20 protein-coding genes are annotated in these 17,076 nt (G+C 58.6%); 1 reads left to right on the top strand and 19 read right to left on the bottom strand.

Annotation, left to right across the window (positions count from 1 at the left end):
• The 16 genes from ACQKPC_RS19130 to ACQKPC_RS19055 form a co-directional block, all read right to left on the bottom strand.
• Positions 1-606, bottom strand: a complete 606-nt coding sequence (locus tag ACQKPC_RS19130) for a DUF4823 domain-containing protein (protein WP_427625912.1) — start codon at positions 604-606, stop codon at positions 1-3.
• A gap of 238 nt (positions 607-844) precedes the next feature.
• On the bottom strand, positions 845-1,813 hold the full coding sequence (locus ACQKPC_RS19125; RefSeq protein WP_427625911.1) for a GTP 3',8-cyclase MoaA: 969 nt from the start codon (positions 1,811-1,813) through the stop codon (positions 845-847).
• Positions 1,814-1,952: 139 nt separating this feature from the next.
• Positions 1,953-2,591: a TetR/AcrR family transcriptional regulator gene (locus ACQKPC_RS19120; protein WP_427625910.1), complete on the bottom strand. Its 639-nt coding sequence runs from the start codon at positions 2,589-2,591 to the stop codon at positions 1,953-1,955.
• Positions 2,592-2,985: 394 nt separating this feature from the next.
• On the bottom strand, positions 2,986-3,777 hold the full coding sequence (locus ACQKPC_RS19115; RefSeq protein ID WP_427625909.1) for a TatD family hydrolase: 792 nt from the start codon (positions 3,775-3,777) through the stop codon (positions 2,986-2,988).
• Between the two features lie 14 nt (positions 3,778-3,791).
• Entirely contained in the window at positions 3,792-4,148 is a 357-nt protein-coding gene (locus tag ACQKPC_RS19110; RefSeq protein ID WP_427625908.1) for a PilZ domain-containing protein, read from the bottom strand.
• A 43-nt stretch (positions 4,149-4,191) separates the two neighbouring features.
• Entirely contained in the window at positions 4,192-5,178 is a 987-nt protein-coding gene (locus ACQKPC_RS19105) for a DNA polymerase III subunit delta' (protein ID WP_008067787.1), read from the bottom strand.
• On the bottom strand, positions 5,171-5,803 hold the full coding sequence (gene tmk / locus ACQKPC_RS19100) for a dTMP kinase (protein WP_427625907.1): 633 nt from the start codon (positions 5,801-5,803) through the stop codon (positions 5,171-5,173). The genes ACQKPC_RS19105 and tmk overlap by 8 nt, the downstream gene beginning before the upstream one ends.
• A 19-nt stretch (positions 5,804-5,822) precedes the next feature.
• Positions 5,823-7,037 carry an endolytic transglycosylase MltG gene (gene mltG / locus ACQKPC_RS19095; protein WP_427625906.1) on the bottom strand — a complete coding sequence of 405 codons (1,215 nt, stop codon included), beginning with the start codon at positions 7,035-7,037 and terminating at the stop codon, positions 5,823-5,825.
• A 3-nt stretch (positions 7,038-7,040) separates the two neighbouring features.
• Positions 7,041-7,856, bottom strand: a complete 816-nt coding sequence (pabC, locus tag ACQKPC_RS19090) for an aminodeoxychorismate lyase (protein WP_427625905.1) — start codon at positions 7,854-7,856, stop codon at positions 7,041-7,043.
• On the bottom strand, positions 7,856-9,100 hold the full coding sequence (gene fabF / locus ACQKPC_RS19085) for a beta-ketoacyl-ACP synthase II (RefSeq protein ID WP_008067780.1): 1,245 nt from the start codon (positions 9,098-9,100) through the stop codon (positions 7,856-7,858). The genes pabC and fabF overlap by 1 nt, the downstream gene beginning before the upstream one ends.
• Before the next feature lie 108 nt (positions 9,101-9,208).
• Complete coding sequence (gene acpP, locus ACQKPC_RS19080; protein ID WP_003175607.1) at positions 9,209-9,445, bottom strand: acyl carrier protein; 237 nt, start codon at positions 9,443-9,445, stop codon at positions 9,209-9,211.
• 191 nt (positions 9,446-9,636) lie between these two features.
• Positions 9,637-10,380 (bottom strand): 3-oxoacyl-ACP reductase FabG, encoded by a 744-nt coding sequence (gene fabG / locus ACQKPC_RS19075; protein WP_305425726.1) that lies wholly within the window; start codon positions 10,378-10,380, stop codon positions 9,637-9,639.
• Between the two features lie 16 nt (positions 10,381-10,396).
• Complete coding sequence (gene fabD, locus ACQKPC_RS19070; protein WP_427625904.1) at positions 10,397-11,335, bottom strand: ACP S-malonyltransferase; 939 nt, start codon at positions 11,333-11,335, stop codon at positions 10,397-10,399.
• A 124-nt stretch (positions 11,336-11,459) separates the two neighbouring features.
• Positions 11,460-12,470, bottom strand: coding sequence for a phosphate acyltransferase PlsX (gene plsX, locus ACQKPC_RS19065; protein WP_427625903.1), 1,011 nt, complete (start codon positions 12,468-12,470; stop codon positions 11,460-11,462).
• A gap of 4 nt (positions 12,471-12,474) precedes the next feature.
• Positions 12,475-12,657 carry a 50S ribosomal protein L32 gene (gene rpmF / locus ACQKPC_RS19060; RefSeq protein WP_003179396.1) on the bottom strand — a complete coding sequence of 61 codons (183 nt, stop codon included), beginning with the start codon at positions 12,655-12,657 and terminating at the stop codon, positions 12,475-12,477.
• Between the two features lie 13 nt (positions 12,658-12,670).
• On the bottom strand, positions 12,671-13,198 hold the full coding sequence (locus ACQKPC_RS19055) for a YceD family protein (RefSeq protein ID WP_004371317.1): 528 nt from the start codon (positions 13,196-13,198) through the stop codon (positions 12,671-12,673).
• Positions 13,199-13,303: 105 nt separating this feature from the next.
• Here ACQKPC_RS19055 and ACQKPC_RS19050 point away from each other — a divergent pair, with 105 nt between their 5' ends.
• On the top strand, positions 13,304-13,882 hold the full coding sequence (locus ACQKPC_RS19050; protein WP_427625902.1) for a Maf family protein: 579 nt from the start codon (positions 13,304-13,306) through the stop codon (positions 13,880-13,882).
• Positions 13,883-13,949: 67 nt separating this feature from the next.
• Here ACQKPC_RS19050 and sppA read toward each other — a convergent pair whose 3' ends face one another.
• From sppA to rluC, 3 genes are read right to left on the bottom strand one after another with little or no spacing between them, the layout of a single operon-like run.
• On the bottom strand, positions 13,950-14,939 hold the full coding sequence (sppA, locus tag ACQKPC_RS19045; RefSeq protein WP_427625901.1) for a signal peptide peptidase SppA: 990 nt from the start codon (positions 14,937-14,939) through the stop codon (positions 13,950-13,952).
• Between the two features lie 26 nt (positions 14,940-14,965).
• A complete protein-coding gene (locus tag ACQKPC_RS19040) occupies positions 14,966-15,628 on the bottom strand; it encodes an HAD-IA family hydrolase (protein ID WP_427625900.1) in 663 nt (220 codons plus the stop codon).
• Positions 15,615-16,577 (bottom strand): 23S rRNA pseudouridine(955/2504/2580) synthase RluC, encoded by a 963-nt coding sequence (gene rluC, locus ACQKPC_RS19035; RefSeq protein WP_218397724.1) that lies wholly within the window; start codon positions 16,575-16,577, stop codon positions 15,615-15,617. The genes ACQKPC_RS19040 and rluC overlap by 14 nt, the downstream gene beginning before the upstream one ends.
• Between the last annotated feature and the right edge of the window lie 499 nt (positions 16,578-17,076).

Raw genomic sequence — 17,076 nt, 5'->3', positions numbered from 1 at the left:
TTACTGGTCGCTGAGCCCCAGCAGGCTACGAGCGTATTGCTCCAGCGGCGGGCCCAGCAAGTCTTCTGGCTTGTTGTCGTGGAACGTCAGTAAACCGCCACGACTCTTGATACGTGCAGTATCAATCAAATACTGGGTGCTGGTCTCGATCAACATGATCTGAATCACGCCGTTGTCGATTCCGAGGCGATCCACGTGTTCCTGGTCGAGCCATTCGTCCGAGTTACCGATGCGGTCGTCAGCCTTGGCGAAACGCGTGTACAGCAGGTAATGGGCGCCGGCGGCACGGGCTTCGCCCATGGCAGCGTCGAGGCCTTCCGGCGCGCGGGCGCGGCGGATCATCGGGAAATATTCGATAAAGCCGTTGAAGGCCTCTTCGGCCACCACGTTAGGTCGCGGGTAGGCATTGCCTGGCGGCACGAAGGCACCTTGGGCGATGTAGATGAACGAGTCCGGCTGAATGCGGAAGTTATTCACACGACGGCTGTCGCTGTGGTCCAGCAGGCCGGCGTCGCTCATGTGGTAGCGAGTCCCTTCGGCCATATCGCTGACATTCATGCAGCCACCAAGCGCCAAAACGGCCAGCAGCAAAACCAGGCTACGCATCCTACCCTCCAGAGGCCGGTGACGGAAAACCGGCGAATGGCCATGGGATGCAGCTTCCGCGCCAGTCCCTGGAACTCATATCATTTCAAGCATGAACTGTGGCGAGGGGGCTTGCCCCCGTTCGGCTGCATAGCAGCCGTAAAACCGATACATGCGGTGCTTCTGACACAATGGGGAGAATGGTTTTAGGGCCGCTTCGCGACCCAACGGGGGCAAGCCCCCTCGCCACAGGGCCCGATCAGCCGCCAATAATCTTCATGATGGTCGCGCCACCGGAGAACGCCACTTCCTGCTTGTCGCCCAAGGCTTTGACCAGCAGTCGCTGCAAGGCCGGTAGCGCCTGGTGACGAGGTTTATCCAACAAATCGCCGACATAGTGACGATTGCTCGACGACAGGCAGCCATGCAGCCAACCTGTAGACGACAAGCGTAGACGCGAACAGGTGCGGCAAAACGGAACGCTTTCGTTGGCGATCACGCCAAAGTGGCCCAGCCCCGGAATCTGGTAACGCACCGCCGTGGCATCGACTGGCGCATCGGCCTGAAGGTACTCGTAGCGTTCGCCGATCAGGCTCAGCAACTGCTGAAGGCTGACGAACTGTTGCAGGAAGGCATTGGAGTCGCTGGCCAAGTGGCCCATGCGCATCAACTCGATAAAGCGCAACTCGTAGCCGCGCTCCAGGCAGTAGTCGAGCAGCGGCATTACCTGATCAAGGTTCTGCCCACGCAGCGGCACCATATTGACCTTGATCTTCATACCGGCCGCTGCGGCCTGGTCCATACCGTCGAGGACGGTCGCCAGATCACCACCGCGCGCAATGCTGCGAAAAGCGCTGGCATCCAGAGTATCGAGGGAAACGTTGATGCGCCGAATGCCGGCATTCACCAACAGCGGCAGCTTTTTCGCCAGCAACTGACCATTGGTGGTCAGGCTGATGTCCGCCAGGCCCATCTGCCCGACGGCAGTCATGAAGGCTTCGAGCTTGGGACTGACCAATGGCTCGCCACCGGTAATGCGCAAACGCTCGATGCCCGCGGCCTCTATCAGATAGGCCACGCCGCGTGCCATGGCCTCGGCCGACAACTCATCCTGCGCAGCCACCAGCCGCTTGCCGTTGGGCACGCAGTAAGTACAAGCGTAATTGCAGGCTGAGGTCAGACTGATCCGCAAATTGCGAAAACGCCTGCCTTGACGGTCAACGATCATGGATCACTCCGGCGAAAGAAGATTCGAACACGCAAAACTTGACTCACAAATCAAGTTTTAGCAAGCCCTATGCCTGAGTATATTCCTGCGGTACTGCGCCATGTAGCTAAATCATGGCGCAACAAGGCAACTGACGGGTTCAGTTGCTCGGCGTGTCGGTATCGCGTTTGCGCTTGTTGCCCATGCGCACGCCGATGTCCATCAGGAACTGGAAGAAACCTTCCTGATCTTCCAGCACATTGCTCCAGAACGGCGAGTGATACAGCGCCACCGCGCCATGTACCAGAGCCCAGGCCGCGCAGTAATGGAAGTAAGGCGGCACGTCTTCGAGCTTGCCTTCGCTGATCCGGCCCTTGATCAGCAGGGTCAGGCGCTCGAAGTTCGAGGCGCGGATCTTGTGCAGTTCCTCGACCATCTCCGGCACCTGGTTGCCCTTGACCACCTTTTCTTCCAGGCGATCGAACAACCGATAGCGTTGCGGGTCGCGCATGCGGAATTCGAAGTAGGCCCGGGACAGGGCTTCCTTGTCCTTATCGACATCGGCGGAATGCAACAGCTCGTTCAAATCGCGCTCGTAATCGAGCATCAGGCGCAGATAGATCTCCGCCTTGGATTTGAAGTGCTTGTAGATCGTGCCTTTGCCGATACCGACGGCATCAGCAATCATCTCGACGGTGTCACTGTCTTCACCTTGGTCGAGGAACAGCTTGAGCGCGGTATCGAGAATTTCTTGCTCGCGGCGACGAAACTCACGGACCTTACGAGGTTCTTTATGCATAAGAAAAGGTCTGTAGGGGTCAAAATTCGAAGCCGCGTATTATGCCTAACTTACGCCAAAATGCACGGATCATCCGACCATATCTGTGTTTCTTGATGAATTCGCGCCACCTTGAGGGTTGATGAGAACTCAACCGAAGCGCGCGTATTCCAAATTTGTTTAAAAACCCGACCAGCTAAACTGGACTCGGCGCAATACTGATCAATACTTCAACTGTCGGCGAGGCATCTCCCCCAAGTGTCGCGCCGATGAAGGTACCAACGGATTGCGTGCCTTTGTTTTACTCCTAATGGTCTTAACCCGGATTCCCCCCCCAGAACCCGGGTTTTTTTTGCCTGTGATTCAGCGGCCAAAGCCACGTAGGTGCTGCCGAAGGCTGCGATCTTTTCTAACGTTACACCGATGCCCTGACGTGCGCCAACGGGAACAAACGCTTGAAATTCTCGGTGGTTTGCTCGGCAAATCGTTCGTAGGACTCACCTCGCAACATGGCCAGAAATTCCGCTACCTCGCGTACGTATTGCGGCAGGTTCGGTTGGCCGCGATAAGGGATCGGCGCCAGGTACGGCGAGTCGGTCTCCACCAGCAACCGGTCAGCCGGTACCTTGCTGGCCACATCCCGCAGGGCATCGGCATTGCGAAAAGTGACAATACCGGACAAGGAAATGTAATACCCCATGTTCAGCGCAGCCTTGGCCATTTCCCAGTCTTCGGTGAAGCAATGCAGCACACCCGCCTGAGGCAGTGCCGCTTCGCGCAGCAGTTCAAGGGTATCGGCCCGCGCGCCACGGGTATGAATGATCACCGGTTTGCCGGTCTTTTGAGCTGCTTGCAGGTGCAGACGGAACGATTCCTGCTGCAGCGCTGCCGCTTCCGGCTCGTAGTGATAATCCAGACCGGTTTCACCGATCGCCACCACTCGCGGATGATTGAGTTCGTGCAACAGCCAGTCCAGCGCCGGTGCGGCACCCGGCTGCACATCGAGTGGATGCACACCGACCGAACAGTCGACATCGTCGTAACGTTCAGCCAGGGCTTTGACGTCGGCGGCGTTATCGGCGCTGACGCCAATGCACAGAAAGTGCCCTACCCCGCGCTCACGGGCCGCATCGAGCGCGGCATCCAGGGAGCCGTCGTGGGCGGTGAGGTCGAGGCGATCAAGGTGACAATGGGAATCTACGAGCATAAAAGGGCTGCAACTTACATCGTATGAGTGGGACGGTCGGACTTCAGGGCTCCGGCCAGATGGGTTTCGATTCGACTGCGCGCGGTGTTGTCGCCTTCGTTGAATTGCACGCCAACCCCGGCGGCGCGATTGCCCTGGGCACCTTTGGGGGTGATCCAGGTGACCTTGCCGGCGACCGGAATTTTTTCCGGTTCGTCCATCAGGTGCAGCAGCATGAAGACCTCATCGCCCAACTTGTAGCTTTTGTTGGTCGGGATAAACAGGCCACCATTCTTGATGAACGGCATGTAGGCCGCGTAGAGCACGGCCCTGTCCTTGATGGTCAAGGACAAAATGCCATTGCGCGGCCCCGGACTGATGGCTTCGTTCATGCTGACCTCCACTGTCTGATGATCAGAGTCTAGGCCTAGACAGTTACTTCTGGGTAGGCAAGGATACCCATTGCACCAACAGCGCCTCCAGCAACAACGCAGGATTGAGGTTGGCTTTGCTCATCACTTTCTGCCGCTGGGCGAGAATCCAGTCCTGGATATTCAGGACTTTGTCCTGAGCGGATTTCTGCGCCAGGTATTGAATCACTTTGCGCATGTCTGCCAACCCCAGCCCGGCTTCATCCTGAGTCAATTGATAACGCAGGATCAGGCTCGACCAGTCGCAGAACCAGTCGAACAGCAGCAACATGGGAATGGTTTTCCACTCCTCGGCCAACTGGGTCGGCGATTGCTGGTGCTTGAGCAACTTCTTCACGCCCTCGACCACCAGAGCCCGCTGCTCGCGCACGCCTTGTGCCTGCAATTTGACCGCGGCCAATGGCGAACCGGCGGCGAGGGTAAGCAGCTCGATGCGCTCTTCTTGCGCACAATCCGGCAAAGCGCTGGCCAACCAGGCCAGACTCATGGCTTCGCTTGGTAATGGACAGGCTTGCTGCACGCAACGGCTCTTGATGGTTGGCAGCAGACGGCTGGTCTGGTGGCTGACCAACAGCAAAACAGTATCGCCGGACGGCTCTTCAAGGCTTTTCAGCAAGGCGTTGGCGGCGTTGATGTTCATCGACTCGACTGGCTCGATCAGCACCACTTTGCGCCCGCCCATCTGCGCGGTCTGAACCACGAAGCTGACCAGATCACGCACCTGATCAACCTTGATCGCCTTGTCTGCTTCTTCCGGCTCCAAAATGTAGTTGTCGGGGTGACTGCCAGCCTTCAGCAGCAGACAGGATTTGCACTCACCGCAGGCGTCTTGGGCGGTCGGGCGCTGACACAACAAATGGGCCATCAGACGCTCGGCCAGCGCGCGCTTGCCGATCCCGGCCGGGCCATGCAGCAAATAGGCATGGGCGTGCTGGGCACGGCCGGCCAATTGCTGCCAAAGACTGTCCTGCCACGGATAGGCTTCAGCCACGGGTCAGCTCCAGCAGACGTGGCAACAAGGCATCCAGAGCCTGCTGAACCTGTGCCAACGGCTGAGCGGCATCCACCAGGACATAACGCGCAGGATCCGCCTTGGCACGCTCGAGGAAGGCAGTGCGCACCGCATCGAAAAACGCTCGGCCTTCGAGCTCGAAGCGATCCAGGCGACCGCGGGCGCTGGCGCGGGCCAGACCCACTTCTACCGGCAGATCGAAAATCAGCGTCAAGTCCGGGCGCAAATCGCCCTGGACGAATGTTTCGAGGGTCGCAATGCGCTCCAGCGACAAACCGCGACCACCGCCCTGATAGGCATAAGTCGAATCGGTAAAGCGATCGCACAGGACTACCGCGCCACAGGCCAGCGCCGGACGGATCACCTCGGCCAGATGCTGGGCTCGCGCGGCGAACACCAAGAGCAACTCGGTGTCGGGGTTCATGACCTCATCGACCGGCGCCAACAGCACGTCGCGAATCCGCTCAGCCAGGGGCGTGCCGCCGGGCTCCCGGGTCAACACCACCTCGATCCCGGCAGCGCGCAGACGCTCGGCCAGGTATTCGCGATTAGTGCTCTTGCCGGCGCCTTCCGGGCCTTCCAGGGTAATAAACAAGCCAGTCACAGGCAGTCCTTAGTCAGAGTCATTGCGGGCTTTGCGGCGCAGGCGCATCCGCTTCGGGTGCTGGCGCAGGTTCTTGTGCAGGCTCTTGTGCAGAGCCTTGCTCAGAGTCTTGCGGCGCTACTGGCGGCATTTCTTCGGGCGCCGTATTGGGCGAAGCCGCCGGGATTGGCGCCTGGGCATCCTCCGTCGACGGCGTAACAGTCGGCGCAGGGCTGGAACGGTAATCGGCACGTCGATTGATCTGGAACTCGCGCACCGCATTGTTGTGGGCGTCCAGATCATCGGAGAACACGTGGCTGCCATCACCGCGCGCGACAAAATACAGGCTGTTGCCGTCCGCCGGATTCAACGCCGCATGGATCGCTTCGCGACCCACCATCGCAATCGGCGTCGGCGGCAGCCCAGCAATCATATAGGTGTTATACGGCGTCGGCTCCTTGAGATGAGCACGGGTCAACTTGCCGTTGTAACGATCACCCAAACCATAAATCACCGTTGGATCGGTCTGCAACAGCATGCCCATCTCCATGCGCCGCACGAACACGCCGGCGATCTGCCGACGCTCCTGCGGCACACCGGTTTCCTTTTCCACCAGCGAGGCCATGATCAGCGCCTGATAGGGCCCGGTGTAAGGGACGTCGGCAGCGCGCTGGTTCCATTCCTTGAGGAGGACCTCATCGAGGCGGTCGTAAGCTTTCTTGAGCAGATCGGCGTCGGTCATGCCCCGCACGAAACGATAGGTGTCGGGGAAGAATCGTCCTTCGGGGAAAATCCCGCTGTGGCCGAGTTTGTCCATCACTTGGCTGTCGCTGAGACCGTTCAGGGTCTGTTCGAGTTTTTCATCCTTGGCCAGGGCCGCGCGAACCTGATGGAAATTCCAGCCTTCGACCAGCGTCAGACTGTACTGCACCATTTCTCCGCGCTTCCACAGGTCGATCAGCCCATTGACTGTCATACCCGGCACCATGCGGTATTCACCGCTGTGCAACGGTTGCCCTGCCAGATTAAAGCGCCAATACACGCGCAGCCAGAAAGCGTCTTTGATGACGCCATCGGCTTCGAGTCGAAGGAAGGTGCGGTTTGGCGTAGTGCCTTTGGGCACTTCCAGCAGCTCTTCCTGGGCGATGTTCAGCGGCTGTTCCAGCGCCGAATCGATTTTCCAGGCGCAAGCGCCGGCCAACAGCCCCGCCAGAACCAATCCGGTTTCCAGCAGCAGCAAGAATTTACGTCTCACGAATCAAGCATCCAGTAGCGCACGGGCAATGGTTTGGAGTTTACGGGTGAGCGGCCCAACCGGCCAGCTCAGTGCGGCATAGGCGCGCACCGGCCAAACGCCATACACGCTGTTGCAGACAAAGACCTCGTCAGCCCATTGCAGCTGCTCGAGGGTGATATCGGTAATTTGCGTGGGAATCCCCAATGACTTGGCTTGAAACAATAATTCGGCACGCATCACGCCCGCCACGCCACAGCGTTTGAGATTGGCGGTTACCAGCACGCCATCGCGCACCAGGAACAGATTACTGAACACACCTTCGACCACCCGCCCGACCTGATCCAGCATCAAGCCTTCGGCATGCTCGGTGTCCTGCCATTCGGAACGGGCAATGACCTGCTCCAGACGATTCAAATGCTTGAGACCGGCGAGCAATGGCTGTTTGGAAAGCCGTGTCGCACAAGGAAACAGCCGAACGCCCTGCTCCGCATGAACAGCCGGATAAGCAGCAGGAGGATTGCCTTGCAGAATGCGCCGAGCCTGAGCCGAGGGATCGACGGCGTAACCGCGCAGGCTGTCGCCGCGGGTGAGGATCAGTTTGAGCACGCCCTCGCCCAACGCGGCGGCATAGGCCAGCAGCTCTGCACGGATCAGTTGATGATCAGCGGCAATCGCCAGGCGCGAACATCCCTCCGCCAGACGCGACAGATGTCGATCCAGCAGCAGCGGCTGCCCGCCCTTGACCGCAACGGTTTCGAACAGACCGTCACCGTAAGCCAGGCCGCGATCCTTCAGCGACAAAGCGTCAGCCGGTTGACCGTCGACCCAGCTGTCCATCAGTCAGCGAACCGGCGGAACACCAGCGAGCCATTGGTACCACCAAATCCGAAGGAGTTGGACAGCACCACGTCGATATCCATGCCACGCGCGGTGTGGGGTACGAAGTCGAGGTCGCAGCCTTCGTCCGGCTCATCGAGGTTGATGGTCGGCGGTGCTACCTGGCTGTTGATTGCCAGCACGCTGAAAATCGCCTCGACCGCGCCCGCCGCACCCAACAGGTGACCGGTCATGGACTTGGTCGAACTGACCGCCAGCTTGTAGGCATGATCGCCGAACACGGATTTGATCGCACAGGCTTCGGCAAGGTCGCCAGCCGAGGTCGAAGTGCCGTGGGCGTTGATGTACTGAACCTGATCGCTATTGATCTTCGCATCGCGCAAGGCATTGGTGATGCAACGCGCAGCACCCGCGCCATCGGCCGGTGGCGAGGTCATGTGGTAAGCATCGCCACTGGTGCCGAAGCCGATCAGCTCGGCGTAGATGGTCGCGCCACGGGCCTTGGCATGCTCCAGTTCTTCGAGCACCAGTGCGCCGGCGCCATCGGACAGCACGAAGCCATCACGGCCCTTGTCCCATGGACGGCTGGCGCGGGTCGGCTCGTCGTTGCGGGTCGACAGTGCGCGGGAGGCACCGAAGCCGCCCATGCCCAGACCACATGCGGCCATCTCGGCCCCACCGGCAATCATCACGTCGGCTTCGTCGTACATGATGTTGCGTGCCGCCATGCCGATGCAGTGCGTACCGGTGGTACACGCCGTGGCGATGGCGTAGTTAGGTCCCTGTGCGCCCAAGTGGATGGACAGGAAACCGGAAATCATATTGATGATCGAGCCTGGCACGAAAAACGGAGATATCCGTCGTGGGCCGGAATCATGCAGCGTGCGGCTGGTTTCTTCGATATTGGTCAGACCGCCAATACCCGAGCCCATGGCCACGCCAATCCTCTCGCGGTTAGCGTCGGTGACCTCAAGACCTGCGTTACGCACGGCTTGAAAACCTGCAGCCAGACCGTATTGAATGAACAGGTCGAGTTTGCGAGCTTCCTTGACCGACAGGTATTCCTCGACATTGAAGCCCTTTACCGAGCCGCCAAAACGGGTGGAATAGGCAGAAAGGTCGGTGTGTTCGATCAGACCAATGCCACTGCGGCCAGCCAGAATGCCCTGCCAGCTGCTCGGCACATCCGTGCCCAGTGGCGACAACATACCCATACCGGTGACTACGACGCGTCTACGCGACACAGCACTCTCCTTTTTCAAATGACGACTTTGCATCAGGCCTAAAGAAAAAACCGCACGCCAGGATGGCAGTGCGGTTTTTCCATGACAGCGAGCGACGACTAAAAACTATTACGCCTGGTGGCTGGTAACGTAGTCGATTGCTGCTTGTACAGTAGTGATCTTCTCGGCTTCTTCGTCAGGGATTTCGGTCTCGAATTCCTCTTCCAGAGCCATCACCAGCTCAACAGTGTCAAGGGAGTCGGCACCCAGGTCTTCAACGAAGGAAGCAGTGTTGACCACTTCTTCTTCTTTAACGCCCAGTTGCTCAGCAACGATTTTCTTGACGCGCTCTTCGATGGTGCTCATACCTTGTTTTCACTCCTAATGGACAAATTCAGGCAGCTGGCCGGTGGGTAAGTGTATAGAAAGACTTTTCAGTTTTTCAACTGAAAGCTTCACTCCTCAAACCCGGCGACCCTCTGTCTATAAATAGATTGCAGCTTTATAACGGATTTTAGACAGCTCGTATGACATTTTTTTGAAGCAATCCGTCACATTTAACTCATGTACATCCCGCCGTTCACCGGGATTGTAGCCCCAGTAACGTAAGCCGCACCGTCGGATGCAAGAAAAGCGACCACAGACGCGATCTCTTGAGCTTGCCCCAGACGACCCAGCGGAATCTGCGTCTGCAAGGCTTCACGCTGCGCCTCGGGCAGTTCACGGGTCATATCGGTGTCGATGAACCCTGGGGCCACCGAGTTTACCGTAATCGAACGCGAACCGACTTCACGCGCCAGTGCACGGCTGAAACCTTCCAGACCGGCCTTGGCGGCAGCGTAGTTTACTTGGCCTGCGTTGCCCATGGCACCCACAACCGAACCAATACTGATAATTCGTCCCCAACGGGCTTTGGTCATGCCGCGCAAAACGCCCTTGGACAGGCGGAACAGACTGTTCAGATTGGTATCGACGACGTCATGCCATTCGTCATCTTTCATGCGCATCATCAGATTATCGCGGGTGATACCGGCATTATTGACCAGGATCGCCGGCGCACCGAATTGCGCCTGGATGCTCGCCAGCACGGCCGCTACGGACTCGTCGCTGGTGACATTGAGTTCCAGGCCAGTGCCCTGAATACCATTTTCTTTCAGGGTCGCAGCGATACGCTCGGCCCCCGAAGCGGAAGTCGCGGTGCCGATAACAATGGCACCCTGACGACCCAATTCCAGAGCGATAGCCTGGCCGATACCACGGCTGGCACCGGTAACCAGTGCAACTTTACCTTGCAGACTCATGCAAGCTTCTCCTTGTTCAGGCCAGCGCTGCGCGGGCGGCAGCGAAAGCGTCTGGGGTATTGAGGTTAGAGGTCGACACGCCTTCAGCGCAACGTTTGTTCAAACCGGCAAGCACTTTACCAGGGCCGCACTCGACCAGATTGGTCGCGCCCTTGGCCGCCAGCGCCTGGATCGACTCGACCCAGCGTACAGGCTTGTAGAGCTGTTCAAGCAGATCGCGCTTCAGGGTTTCCAGATCCGCCGGCACGTTGGCGCTGACGTTCTGTACTACAGGAATCTGCGGTGCCTGCCAGTCGATCGCTGCGATCGATTCGGCGAACCGCTCGGCGGCCGGACGCATCAATTCGCAATGAGACGGCACGCTGACCGGCAATGGCATGGCGCGCTTGGCGCCACGTGCCTTGCAGCCTTCGATGGCGCGCTCGACCGCCGCCTTGGCGCCAGCGATCACTACCTGGCCCGGGGAGTTGAAGTTGACCGCGCTCACCACTTCGCCTTGCGCCGCTTCGGCACAGGCTGCCAGTACGTCAGCATCTTCCAGACCCAGGATTGCAGCCATGCCGCCCTGCCCGGCCGGAACAGCCTCTTGCATCAACTGACCGCGACGCTCTACCAGCTTCACTGCGTCGCCCAGGCTCAGACTGCCTGCAGCCACCAGGGCGCTGTATTCGCCCAGGCTGTGACCGGCAACGTACGCCGGTCGCGCGCCGCCTTCAGCCAGCCACAGACGCCACAAGGCGATCGATGCGGTCAGAATGGCCGGCTGGGTTTTATCGGTTTGATTGAGTTGTTCTTCCGGCCCTTGCTGGGTCAGTGCCCACAGGTCGTAACCCAGAGCATCGGAAGCTTCTTTGAATGTTTCGAGGACCACCGGATGTTGCGCGCCCAACTCGGCCAGCATGCCGAGGGACTGCGAACCCTGTCCTGGAAAGACGAATGCGAGGGAAGCAGACATGTAACAAGCCCCTAATGATCTTGTCGTCGGAGAATGACGTCCCGTTTCTGGAACGCAAGAAACTCACAGTTGGATGGCCCATTGAACTGAGCGGTCACATTTAAGCATTGTCCGACGAAAACGCCTAAGGCAACAAATCTTCCAGGCGCCCATGAAGCCGCTCCGGCAGGTTTTCCTGGATCTCGATCAGCGCTCGCTGTATCGCACTCTGAAAACCCTGCACCCCCGCCGAACCGTGGCTTTTCACGACAATTCCCTGCAAACCGAGGAAACTTGCGCCGTTATGCCGTGCCGGCGCCAGCTCAGCCTGCAAGCGTTTCATCAGCGGCAGCGCCAGCGCACCCACCACTTTGGACGCGAAATTTTTCTTGAATAACGCCTCGATGCGCCCGGCAATCATGGTCGCCAGGCCTTCGCTGGACTTGAGCAGGATATTGCCGACAAAGCCGTCACACACCACCACATCCGCCTCGCCACGGTACAAGCCGTCACCTTCGACAAACCCGATGTAATTGATGCCACGAGCATTCTGCAACAACGTAGCCGCCAGCTTGACCTGCTGATTGCCCTTGATGTCTTCAGTACCGATGTTCAGCAATGCGACCCTCGGGCGAACGATACCCAGGGTTTCTGCCGCGACCGAACCCATCACTGCGAACTGCAACAAGTGCTCGGCAGTGCAATCGACATTGGCACCCAGATCGAGCAACTGGCAGTAGCCCTTCTGCGTTGGAATAGCCGCGATCATTGCCGGCCGATCGATGCCCGGCAAGGTCTTGAGCACAAACCGTGACAATGCCATCAGCGCGCCGGTATTGCCGGCACTGACACAGGCCTGGACCTTGCCGTCTCGCAGCAACTCCAGCGCCACGCGCATCGACGAATCGGGCTTGCCACGCAAGGCCTGGGCAGGTTTTTCGTCCATGGTGATGACTTCGGACGCCGGCACAATCGACAGGCGCGAGCGATCCACAGCCGATTGGCCAGAGAGCAGTTCTTCAAGAAGGGAAGGTTGACCGACGAGGGTCAGGTGCAGCGAGGGTGTAGCAGACAGACAAGCAAGGCTGGCCTGAACAATGCTGCGGGGACCGAAGTCCCCGCCCATTGCGTCAATCGCGATGACTTGAGCGGACAAGTGATTACTCGTCAGCGCCCTTGTCGATCACTTTACGGCCACGGTATACGCCTTCTGGCGATACGTGGTGACGCAGGTGAACTTCACCGGTGGTTTTTTCTACAGACAGGGTGCTAGCCTCGAGAGCGTCGTGCGAACGACGCATGTCACGGGCAGAGCGGGATTTTTTGTTCTGCTGAACAGCCATAATTGATTAACTCCTAAACGTTTGGGTCACGCTTTAACTGCGCCAATACACTGAACGGGTTGGACCGCGTTACCTCGTCCTCGCTCGGTTCGGGCTCATCGAGACCCGCCGGCTGCTGGCATTCTTCCGGATGATGAGCAGGCACAATGGGCAAGGCGAGCAGAAGCTCCTCCTCGATCAGTGACTGCAGATCCAAAGGATCTTCGCCCAGTTCCAGCACGTCATAACCTTTCGGCAACGACTGGGTATTCGCACCCTCCTTCACCACAGCATAACTGCATTCGCTATGGATCGGCAGGGTGACCAGCTCAAGACAACGCTGGCAAACCATTTTGACTTCGGTGTCGATAAAGCTGTGAATCACCACAGATTTACGTTCATCTCGTTCAAAAACGAATTTAGCCTGCACCGTACCGACAGTATCGGAAAGCGGGTCGCAGAGTCTCTCCAAATCGGCCAGCAGCAGTTCACCTTGAAGGGTGGTGCCACGGTCAGCCAATTTGCGCGGGTCAACGTGAGGTGGAATCGGGTCATTCAACATAGGCGCAGCATTATAGGGATGCCCCCAGCCATGTCAAAGGAAATTCAGCCCTGTCCGTCACTTGAGCCTGCGCTAGAATTCGCCCCTGCCCTTTTGGAGATGCGCATGCTGCCTTTATTACTCGCTTCAAGCTCGTCCTATCGCCGGGAACTGCTGGCCCGCTTGCAGCTGCCGTTCACGTGCAGCTCGCCGGATATCGACGAAAGCCATCGCCCGGACGAGTCAGCCGTCGAACTGGTAAAGCGTCTCGCCGAAGAAAAAGCCCGTGCACTGGCAGGCAGTCATCCGGCCCATTTGATCATCGGCTCGGATCAGGTCGCCGTACTCGGCGAGCGGATTATCGGCAAACCTCACACTTTCGAAAAGGCCCGCGAACAACTGCTGGCATCCAGCGGCGCCAGCGTGACCTTCCTGACCGGCCTGGCACTGCTCAATAGTCAGACCGGCCACTGCCAGGTCGACTGCGTGCCCTTTACCGTGCACATGCGCGCACTCGACGCAGCGCGCATCGAACGCTACCTGCGCGCCGAACAGCCCTACGACTGCGCTGGCAGCTTCAAGGCCGAAGGTTTGGGGGTGAGCCTGTTTCAAAGCACCGAAGGCCCTGACGCCACCAGCCTGATCGGCCTACCGTTGATTCGCCTGATCGATATGTTGCTGGCTGAAGGCGTGCAAATCCCCTAAAGCCGCTACAACCGCGCTCGCACAAAAAACCGGCCACTCGGGCCGGTTTGTTTATGCAGCCAGATGATCAGCGCAATGCTGGCCCCTGGAAGCCCATCCACATCGCCAAATGCTCAGCCACGCTGGCCCCGAGCTTTTTCGAGAAGCGATCGAATGGCGACTCCTCAACAGTGAAATCCACCAGTTCTTTCTCACCGATCACATCACGAGCAACCGAACTGGCATTGCCCAGCCCATCGATCAAGCCCAGCGACAGGGCCTGCTCACCCGACCAGATCAGCCCGGAGAACAGCTCCGGATGCTCTTTATCCTTCAGGCGATCACCACGACCCTTCTTGACGCTATTGATGAACTGCTGATGGGTGGTATCGAGCACGCTCTGCCAGAATTGGATTTCCGCGGGCTTCTGCGGCTGGAACGGATCGAGGAACGATTTGTGCTCCCCAGAAGTGTAGGTACGACGCTCCACACCCAACTTCTCCATGGTCCCGACAAAACCGTAACCGGCCGCCGTCACACCGATGGAACCCACCAGGCTCGCCTTGTCGGCGTAGATCTGATCCGCGGCGCTAGCGATGTAATAGGCACCGGAAGCGCCCAGATCCGAGATCACCGCATAAACCTTGGTATCTGGATGCAGGCCGCGCAAACGACGGATCTCGTCGTAGACATAACCCGACTGCACCGGACTACCGCCAGGGCTGTTGATCCGCAGAACCACACCCTTGACCTTCTTGTCCTCGAAGGCTGCACGCAGACTGCCGACGATATTGTCGGCACTGGCCGGCTCTTTGTCGGCAATCATGCCCGTTATATCGATCAGCGCCGTGTAGCCAGAGCCGAGGCTTGCGCCTTTCTCCATACTTATCATCGGCGACAAGAGAACCAACACGCCGAACAGGTACAAGAAAGTCAGCGACTTGAAGAATATCCCCCAGCGACGGGACCGGCGCTGTTCCTGCACACCAGCCAGCAAGGTTTTCTCCAGCAGCTTCCAGCTTTTCTCGTCACCCGCTTCCGCACTCGCCTTGGCGGGCGCTTTCCATTCGTCGGTCATGCCATGTACCCCAGCAGAAAAACCAATTAAACCCGCTGATTCAGCCAGGCGTGCAACTCTGAAAAACGATCAATGGCCAGTTTCGGCTCAAATAGCTTCAAGGCGTCGATCGATTGAGCTCCATAGCTGACCGCCACCGAATCCATGCCCGCATTGCGCGCCATCTGCAGGTCGAACGACGAATCGCCAACCATCAGCGCTTGCTCCGGGCGAACCTCGCAATGGGCGAGAATCTGCTCAAGCATTAGCGGATGGGGCTTGCTGGCGGTTTCGTCAGCAGCACGGGTGATATCGAAATAATCTTCCCAGCCGTGAGACTTCAGCACCCGATCCAGCCCACGACGAGCTTTGCCGGTCGCTACTGCCAGATGATACCCCTCGGCACGAAACGCTTCGAGAGACTCGACAACACCCTCAAACAGCGGGGACGGCACGGCCTCCGCCGCAATGTAGTGATCCGCATAGTGCTGACGGAATGCTATCAGCTCGGTGTCGCCAATCTCGGGATACAGGGTGCGGATCGCTTCCGGCAAGCCCAGACCGATAATGCCTTTGACGGCAAAATCGTCACGCAACTGAAAACCGGCCCGCTCGGACGCGACATGCATCGCCTCGACAATCCGACCAATGGAGTCAGCCAGCGTGCCGTCCCAATCGAAAATCAGCAGCTTGTAATCAGTAGGGTGCACTCAAGCGCTCCACGGTTTTGGCCCACATCTCGTCGACCGGCGCCTGCAACTTGAGCTCACCACCATCAGGCAGCGGCACCGTCAGCATGTACGCGTGCAGAAACAGACGCTTGCCGCCAAGATCACGAATCTCTTTGCTGAAACCCTCATCGCCGTACTTGGTATCACCAGCAATGCAATGTCCGGCATGCAGAGTATGGACGCGAATCTGGTGAGTGCGACCCGTGATCGGCTTGGCTTCGATCAGGGTAGCGAAGTCGCCAAAACGACGCAGGACCTTGAACACGGTCACAGACTCCTTGCCCTCCTCCTCGTCCACTTCGACCATGCGCTCGCCGGAGCGCAGATTGCTCTTGCCCAGCGCCGCACGGACTTGCTTGATCGAGGCCGCCCAGTTGCCGCGCACCAGCGCCATATAGCGCTTATCGACGCCATCGCCGCGCAATGCCGTGTGCAAGTGGCGCAACATGCTGCGCTTTTTGGCAATCATCAGCAGGCCGGAGGTATCACGATCGAGACGATGAACCAGTTCGAGCTCCTTGCAATCCGGACGCAACTGACGAAAGGCTTCGATCACCCCGTAAGTCAGGCCGCTGCCGCCATGAACCGCAATGCCGCAAGGCTTGTTGACCACGATCAGCGCCTTGTCTTCGTAGACAATCGAGGCTTCGAGCCGCTGCAACAGCCCTTGGGCCAAGGGCACGGGTTCGTCGCGCTCAGGCACGCGAACCGGCGGCACGCGCACGATATCGCCCGCCTGCAGCTTGTATTCGGGCTTGATCCGACCCTTGTTCACCCGCACTTCGCCCTTGCGCAAAATGCGGTAAATCAAGGTCTTGGGCACGCCTTTGAGCCGAGCGAGAAGGAAGTTATCAATACGTTGGCCGGCATATTCCGGCGAGACCTCCAGCAGTTGTACGGCTGGGGTCGAAGGGGCAGTAGTCGTCATGGTGCGGATGATAACAATTTTTTATGGAATTGAAGCACTTAATCATTGCTGCTATAGTCGCGAACGCCGCCAAAAGTGGCCTGGACAGCGGACTAACGGTCAAAAACCGGCCCTGACCAACGCAATTCACGAGGACGAGAGGCCGTCCTACGGGGCTTTCGCTACGTAACGGCAGAGTTTGCAGTTGTAACGAGCGCAGGTGACATAAGGCCTGAATCATGCCGCAAAGCAGAGTTTTCACTCGCCTTCCGAGCAAATATTCACGGCCAGTTCACAAAGTGCAGTCAGCTGCGAACGACCCCGAGCGAACGCTTCGGAAACACCGCCTAAATTAGCCATGATGCGTGACCTCCCCTTTCGGAGCTCACGGTAAATGCCAACCCGCTGCGGATTCTGCGCGCGGCAGCACCCGAATTATCAGGGATACGTGTAGGGTGGAGATGCATTCAGGCAAACCGCACTCGCCGGTTTTACGACTGCTGCGCAGCCGAACGGGGCG

This window comes from Pseudomonas sp. NPDC089918 (assembly GCF_050280605.1).
Taxonomy (GTDB): domain Bacteria; phylum Pseudomonadota; class Gammaproteobacteria; order Pseudomonadales; family Pseudomonadaceae; genus Aquipseudomonas.
This window is presented reverse-complemented; position numbering and strand designations above follow the sequence as displayed.

Bases quoted from the DNA above. Each gene is read 5' to 3' on its own strand.
- ACQKPC_RS19130 (WP_427625912.1), bottom strand. From the start codon at position 606: ATGCGTAGCCTGGTTTTGCTGCTGGCCGTTTTGGCGCTTGGTGGCTGC.
- ACQKPC_RS19125 (WP_427625911.1), bottom strand. From the start codon at position 1,813: ATGATCGTTGACCGTCAAGGCAGGCGTTTTCGCAATTTGCGGATCAGT.
- ACQKPC_RS19120 (WP_427625910.1), bottom strand. From the start codon at position 2,591: ATGCATAAAGAACCTCGTAAGGTCCGTGAGTTTCGTCGCCGCGAGCAA.
- ACQKPC_RS19115 (WP_427625909.1), bottom strand. From the start codon at position 3,777: ATGCTCGTAGATTCCCATTGTCACCTTGATCGCCTCGACCTCACCGCC.
- ACQKPC_RS19110 (WP_427625908.1), bottom strand. From the start codon at position 4,148: ATGAACGAAGCCATCAGTCCGGGGCCGCGCAATGGCATTTTGTCCTTG.
- pabC (WP_427625905.1), bottom strand. From the start codon at position 7,856: ATGGACAGCTGGGTCGACGGTCAACCGGCTGACGCTTTGTCGCTGAAG.
- acpP (WP_003175607.1), bottom strand. From the start codon at position 9,445: ATGAGCACCATCGAAGAGCGCGTCAAGAAAATCGTTGCTGAGCAACTG.
- fabG (WP_305425726.1), bottom strand. From the start codon at position 10,380: ATGAGTCTGCAAGGTAAAGTTGCACTGGTTACCGGTGCCAGCCGTGGT.
- fabD (WP_427625904.1), bottom strand. From the start codon at position 11,335: ATGTCTGCTTCCCTCGCATTCGTCTTTCCAGGACAGGGTTCGCAGTCC.
- rpmF (WP_003179396.1), bottom strand. From the start codon at position 12,657: ATGGCTGTTCAGCAGAACAAAAAATCCCGCTCTGCCCGTGACATGCGT.
- ACQKPC_RS19055 (WP_004371317.1), bottom strand. From the start codon at position 13,198: ATGTTGAATGACCCGATTCCACCTCACGTTGACCCGCGCAAATTGGCT.
- ACQKPC_RS19050 (WP_427625902.1), top strand. From the start codon at position 13,304: ATGCTGCCTTTATTACTCGCTTCAAGCTCGTCCTATCGCCGGGAACTG.
- sppA (WP_427625901.1), bottom strand. From the start codon at position 14,939: ATGACCGACGAATGGAAAGCGCCCGCCAAGGCGAGTGCGGAAGCGGGT.
- rluC (WP_218397724.1), bottom strand. From the start codon at position 16,577: ATGACGACTACTGCCCCTTCGACCCCAGCCGTACAACTGCTGGAGGTC.